Below are 6,158 nucleotides of genomic sequence, written 5' to 3' on the forward strand. Positions count from 1 at the left end.
GTGAAGAAACCCCTTTCTCTGATGAGGTCCAGAAGCAATACAACCCATCCAATGAACGGATTCAACACGCCAATTACAAGATGGATTTAGAGATCGCTAAATTGAAACGATCTCTATGAATCACACAGCATATTTTAGCAATTATTTTTCATTCACTATGTTTGTAGGCTCACCTGCCACATTCCAGAAAAAAACCGAGACATTAAGCTCGGTTTTCAATAGAACTCTAAATTTTAAAGATACTGTTCTAAAAAGTATGCAAAAAATAGGAGGAATGTACCTGAAATACCTGACACAATAACCAAATAATGTAAATAAAAGAATAAGGGATAATTTTTCAACATTTCTTTTAGCTGTGAATCAGCTATTTTGTGATATCTATCATTCCCATAAAAAGCTTTAAATGAGGTATTAAATTTTATATTTGATATTTCTCTCCAGTAAGCACTGGGAAACATACTCAAATAAAAGAAATCAAATGGTTCCATTAGTCTTTTAAATTTTCTCTCATCCTTATATATAATTTTACAAATTCCTTTTAGATAAATATTGGTATAGATATAAAGACTTATGAAGAAGATCCACAATAAAATAAAGAATAAAAGCCCGACCATTCCGATAAATGTTGTAGGTTCAGTTTTATATAACTTAATAATAAACTCTATCATTTATTTTCCATAACTTTTTCAACTAAATCGTATGATTTACCAGCATAGTGACCTGCAATCTCAGATGTACCTTTAGCGGCAATAGCAGCTCCAGCAGCAACAATACCAATAACAATTAATCCTGTTCCACCTGTAGCCAAACCAACAATTAAAGCTGCTGTAAATGTACTAGCAACAATTCCAGTTCCTAACTTCACTGTCTCAACAACTGTCGTTCTTGCTTTATCCTCTAGTGCAGCTTCATACACTTTTATGCTCGAACCTACAATATCCGTAGCAATAGACACATAGCCTGCTATTTTAAGAAAAAAACCGAGACATTAACTCGGTTTGGCTGTGTTGCACAAAGATTTCATAACTATATGATTTTAAAAGTTTTGATTGTTTTTTGATCCAAAATTAAATTTATTTAAATCAGATGCTTACATATTTATGCAACAAAGCCACTCGGTTTTAGTTTTTGATAGAGTTTCAAATCTTTTTAAAAATAATGTGCATGAATGTATGCATAAAGCATAAATAAAGTACCTAAAATACCTGACACTATAACCAAGTAATGTAGATAAAAAAATACAGGATACTTTTTCAACATTTCCTTTAACTGGGAATCACCTATTTTTTGATATAAATTATTCCCATAGTAGGTTTTAAAAGAAGTATTAAACTTTATATTTGATAATTCTCTCCAATAGGCACTGGGCAACATACTCAAATGAAAGAAATCAAATGGTTCCATCAATCTTGTAAATCGTTTCTCATTCTTATATAAAATTTGGCAAATTCCTTTTAGATAAATATTGGTATAGATATAAAGGCTTATGAAAAATACCCACAGCAAAATAAAAAATAAAAGCCCCAACGTTATGAATGGAATTTTTTTAAATAAAATTAGTATAATTTCCATACTTATTTGCTCACATTTTCTTCAATAACATCATAAGCCGTTCCTGCACCCCATCCAACAATCTCAGATGTACCTTTAGCGGCAATAGCAGCTCCAGCAGCAACAATACCAATAACAATTAATCCTGTTCCACCTGTCGCAAATCCGACAATTAAATAACTTGCATAAATTCCAAAACCAATACCAGCACCAACTTTAGCAGTCTCAACAACTGTTGTTCTTGCTTTATCCTCTGGTGCAGCTTCATACACTTTTATGCTCGAACCTACAATATCCGTAGCAATAGACACATAACCTGCTATTTTAAGAAAAAAACCGAGATATTAACTCGGTTTTCAATAGATCGCTAAAATTTATTTAAAAAATATACTTCTCTAATCCTACACCCAAAAATAGAAGACATATACCGAGAAAACCTGACAACATGAAAGAGTAATGAAGATAAAAGAACATTGGATAATTTCTCAACAACTCTGTTAACTGAGAGTCACCTATTTTGTAATATACATTATTCCCATAGTAGGCTTTAAATGATGTATTAAATTTTATATTTAATATCTCTTTCAAATATGCACTGGGTAAGATACTCAAATAAAAAAAATCAAAGGGTTCCATTAATCTTTTAAATCTCTTCTCATCCTTATATACTATTTTACAAATTCCTTTTAAATAAATATTGGTATAAATATAGAGACTTATTAAAAAAAACCATAGTAAGACAAAGAAAAAAAGACCTATTAAACTAATAAATAAACCTGGTCTATCTTCAAACATGGACAATAAAATTCCCAACATTATTTATTCCTAGCTTCATCCACATAGTCATAGGCTTCACCTACAACATATCCTGTAAGTTCTGATGCACTTTTTGTAGCAAGTGCAGCCGATACTGCTACAATTCCAATAACAATTAATCCTGTGCCACCTGTAGCCAAACCGACAATTAATGCTGCTGTAAATGTGCCAGCAACAATTCCAGTTCCTAGCTTTGCTGTCTCAACCACTGTTGTTCTTGCTTTATCTTCAGGTGCAGCTTCATACACTTTTATGCTTGAACTCACGACATACGTAGCGATAAACACATAGTCATAAAACTTAATAAAAAGCCGAGATGTAATTATCGATCTCGGCTTTTAACACAATTATTTAACCTAGTTCAAAATAATATGACGCCAACATTAGTGACATAAATAAAATTCCAGAAAACAGAATCACATATTGTAAAATAAAAAAAACTGGGAAGCTTGTTAGTAAGCTCTTTAACTGCTCTTGATTCATTTTTAGGAAGAAATCTTTTCTATAAAGACTTTTAAACTTTATCCCTTTCTTTAAATGCAACAGCTCCCTCCAAAAAGTAGTAGGTATAAAGCTAATGTATATAAAATCAAAAGGCTCTAATGGTGCTTTGTACTTTCTTTCATTACCAAAAGCAATCCTGCAAATCCCTCTCAAATTTAAACAAACATATACATACATAACAAAGTATAGTAAAAACATCGCTATAAGGAAAAAGAATGCTAGTGCCCCCATAGGCATTTTTTGAAATACTAAAATAAGTTTATCCATTGTTATTTATCAGCCACAATGTCATACAATCCACCAGCAACATCCCCACTAATATCACCAAAAGCTTTAGATGCTCCAGCTCCCGTTAACGCTACAATCCCAATGACTATAAGTCCAGTTCCACCAGTTGCAAGACCAACAACAATAGCACTTACCACTAATCCAGCACCAATGCCTGCGGTAACTTTAGCAGTCTCAACAACCGTTGTTCTTGCTTTATCCTCAGGTGCAGCTTCATACACTTTTACGCTTGAACTCACAACATCCGCACCAATAGACACATAACCAGCTATTTTTAATTGTGTCGCAAACTTACCGATTTTACCCATTTCTTTGGCGTATTCTTTGAGTCCGCCTTTAAAGTTATTGTCTCTAACCAATGCCGATTGCTTCAACATACGGCGCATATTGGTAGTTTTAATCGACTGATCCCAACGCAAGAATTTCTTAGTTCCTTCGTTATCTAACTCCCTATACAAGTTTGCATACTTCTGTTTGAACTGGGTAAAATTTTTAGGGTTTGCTAACCCTGAGCCTTTGGCTTGTTCTTCGGCATACTTTAGAGCGAGTTCACCATGTAATCTGTAAACCCGATGCGCTTGTCCCTCAACCAATGATAAAGAAGCATCAACCGCCATCTTGTGCTCAAAAAATCCATCTTCTTCTTGCTTATTAAATTTAATCGTTAGGGGATGGTCATTTTCTTCAAAGATATTTTTATTAATAATCTTGGCGTTTTCTCTCAATAATGCATCGTAGAAAAATTCATAGTTTTGTGCGAAAAACACCGCATCAAAATCTTTATCCTTTTTCATTTGCTCTAAATTTTGATGTGCCTGCTGTGCTTGCTTTTTATATTCGGGTAATTCCTTCGCTGTGGTTGAATTTGAGATAATTACCACCTGCCCAGGCTGCAAAACACCCATTGAGACCAAATTAGTCAAATGTGGATTGTTCGCTTTTAAAATTCCCCAATCTTTTTCCGTCAATGGCTTTTTAAATACTCGTTGCGCCCAAGTCATCACAGGTTCAGACTTTTTAACCAAATACCACGCAACCTCACCGTCATTGATTCGTATTTCTTGTATATTTTCTTTAACGTTTTCTGTTTTTCTGACTGTCGTTTTAAACTCAAAAAAACTCCATTTATTGGGTTCAGGATAGGCTTTGGCGGTAAGCGTTTTAATGACCTCGCCCCGATATTTGATTTTATACATCAACAGTCGATTCGGTTGATAGATATGAAACCATTTACCAAATCCTTTTTCATCGAAGTTTCCTTCGTCTTTGAAAATTGTCTTGCCTAGTTCTCTGTTAACAACTAAAAACTGGAAGGAAAAGTCTTTATATTGCAAAGGTGGATTTACTTTAAACTGTAATCGTGAATAGTACGTTGCCATGTTATTCTTCTTCTCCACCGACTTCTTGTGCTTCTTCGATTTCACTCGCCATCACATGAGTCACAAGATCTTGAGCTGATGGTGTTGTATTCAGTTTCATTAAACCTTCGGCATTGGTTACGCCTTTCTGCAAATTACCTGCTTGATCAATAATAAAATAAGGCTTATTTGCAAGTGGAATATTGTCTTTCGCTTTCACTAAATATTGAAGAATATAAGGTTGGTTAGCGACAGGCAAGGTCGGAAGTTGAGTTGAAACTTTCGCTCCATTCTTAAACAAATGCTGCCCTGCTTTTGCTTCGAATTTTGCAGGGGTAATAAAAGTAATTCCTTCTTTATTAATAATTATTTGAGAGCCACCAGCCACTTTATGTCCTTTTAATTTGACAATAATGGTCGTGAGAATACAATAAAATCCCAATCAGAGCATTAACTTTCTCGTATGACGTTTATCATCTCAATCCAATTAGAAGATAGTATTATCGTTGCTGCTGATAAACGTGAAGCAACCGAAGATTATGAATTCCTCTCGGATGATTCAGATAAGCTCTATTTTTGGAAGGATGGCATCATTGCTGGCACAGGGGAAAAAACTGTTTTAGATCGTGCAGTTGAGTTCTTTATTAAATTATCCAAATCCAATCTTGAAGACCTGCCAAAGTGCCTAAAAATATCAAGAATGATGCGAGAGTTAGAAGCACATCATTTCCATATTCAAAACTCAAAATTGACCTATTCTGAATATACCGAAACAGGTGCGCAACTTACATCAATACAGCCTGATGAGCATGGTGAATACATCGCAAAGAAATTTGAAACCAACGAGATTATATTATCTTTCTTCAATCCTGATATTTCGGCTATCGTTGCGAATCTGCAAGATTTATATGCCAATCTTAGACCATTTTCTTCATTTGAAAATCAGAATGACTGGATCAATCATTATTTGAATCATTTGTGTCAAATTTTTAAGATTCAAGCCCATAAGGATAATTTAATGAGTCCTTGTTTTGATGTGTACTTTCAAAACAAAGAGACCTATATATATGGACATATTGCCAATACACATACGGCATTAGCAATATAATTTTATTGAATGAGAGTAAGCCAATTCCCATTGTCCAGTCATAATGCCACTTCATGGTGATGTCATTTAATTCTATTTTTTACTGTGACAAATGTGACAGATCAAAATAATTTTCTTTATTACACGTAGTTATAAAATAAATCTTGTCAGTAAGCGTCCGCTGAGCCCCACTTTTTCTAACTCATTAATACCGCGATAGTGTCCACTAAAATTTAAGTGGACAGCTATTTATGGATTTAAAGACAGTTTGAACCGTACCGGGTTTGTCGGAGAGTCAATATTCTGAGATGAGAAGCATTGCTTCGCAAGACGTAGCGAAGCGTAGTGTCCCGATGACAAAACCAAAATATACCCCTGAAATCAGAGAAAGAGCGGTTCAATTATTGATTGAATCTGAAAAAGATTAGTAAGCGTCCGCTGAACACACCTTATGAATTCATCCTATAAGCCTTAATTTAGTCCCCACTTAAAAACAAGTGGGGACTAAAATTTATGACTACAAATCACCAGACATCCATCGCATCTCTTGCGAA

Annotated in this window: 8 protein-coding genes; 1 reads left to right on the top strand and 7 read right to left on the bottom strand. The window is 34.2% G+C overall.

All coding sequences use genetic code 11. The annotated features are described in order from the left end of the window. Positions 1-664: 664 nt before the first annotated feature. The 7 genes from FTU50_RS14760 to FTU50_RS14790 all read right to left on the bottom strand — a co-directional run bounded on the left by FTU50_RS14760 (position 665) and on the right by FTU50_RS14790 (position 4,905). The gene (locus FTU50_RS14760) at positions 665-955 is read right to left on the bottom strand and encodes a hypothetical protein (RefSeq protein WP_257222862.1); all 291 of its coding nucleotides are present in this window, start codon (positions 953-955) and stop codon (positions 665-667) included. Positions 956-1,574: 619 nt separating this feature from the next. Next, positions 1,575-1,862 (bottom strand): hypothetical protein, encoded by a 288-nt coding sequence (locus FTU50_RS14765; protein WP_257222861.1) that lies wholly within the window; start codon positions 1,860-1,862, stop codon positions 1,575-1,577. A 67-nt stretch (positions 1,863-1,929) separates the two neighbouring features. Next, positions 1,930-2,367: a hypothetical protein gene (locus tag FTU50_RS14770; RefSeq protein ID WP_180047464.1), complete on the bottom strand. Its 438-nt coding sequence runs from the start codon at positions 2,365-2,367 to the stop codon at positions 1,930-1,932. Further along, complete coding sequence (locus tag FTU50_RS14775) at positions 2,367-2,615, bottom strand: hypothetical protein (RefSeq protein ID WP_257222860.1); 249 nt, start codon at positions 2,613-2,615, stop codon at positions 2,367-2,369. Before FTU50_RS14775 ends, FTU50_RS14770 begins: the two co-directional genes overlap by 1 nt. Positions 2,616-2,718: 103 nt before the next feature. Beyond that, positions 2,719-3,138, bottom strand: coding sequence for a hypothetical protein (locus tag FTU50_RS14780; protein WP_104488275.1), 420 nt, complete (start codon positions 3,136-3,138; stop codon positions 2,719-2,721). A gap of 2 nt (positions 3,139-3,140) precedes the next feature. Beyond that, positions 3,141-4,538, bottom strand: a complete 1,398-nt coding sequence (locus FTU50_RS14785; protein ID WP_180069854.1) for a hypothetical protein — start codon at positions 4,536-4,538, stop codon at positions 3,141-3,143. A 1-nt stretch (position 4,539) separates the two neighbouring features. Continuing rightward, a complete protein-coding gene (locus FTU50_RS14790; RefSeq protein WP_104488279.1) occupies positions 4,540-4,905 on the bottom strand; it encodes a hypothetical protein in 366 nt (121 codons plus the stop codon). Positions 4,906-4,980: 75 nt separating this feature from the next. Between FTU50_RS14790 and FTU50_RS14795 the strand changes: the two genes are divergently transcribed. Beyond that, entirely contained in the window at positions 4,981-5,625 is a 645-nt protein-coding gene (locus FTU50_RS14795; RefSeq protein ID WP_104488281.1) for a hypothetical protein, read from the top strand. The last annotated feature ends 533 nt before the right edge of the window (positions 5,626-6,158 follow it).

Origin of the sequence: Acinetobacter sp. YH12112 (genome assembly GCF_013418945.1) — a bacterium.
Classification (GTDB): domain Bacteria; phylum Pseudomonadota; class Gammaproteobacteria; order Pseudomonadales; family Moraxellaceae; genus Acinetobacter; species Acinetobacter indicus.

Coding starts and splice junctions, on each gene's coding strand:
- FTU50_RS14770 (WP_180047464.1), bottom strand. CDS start 2,367: ATGTTGGGAATTTTATTGTCCATGTTTGAAGATAGACCAGGTTTATTT.
- FTU50_RS14780 (WP_104488275.1), bottom strand. CDS start 3,138: ATGGATAAACTTATTTTAGTATTTCAAAAAATGCCTATGGGGGCACTA.
- FTU50_RS14785 (WP_180069854.1), bottom strand. CDS start 4,538: ATGGCAACGTACTATTCACGATTACAGTTTAAAGTAAATCCACCTTTG.
- FTU50_RS14795 (WP_104488281.1), top strand. CDS start 4,981: ATGACGTTTATCATCTCAATCCAATTAGAAGATAGTATTATCGTTGCT.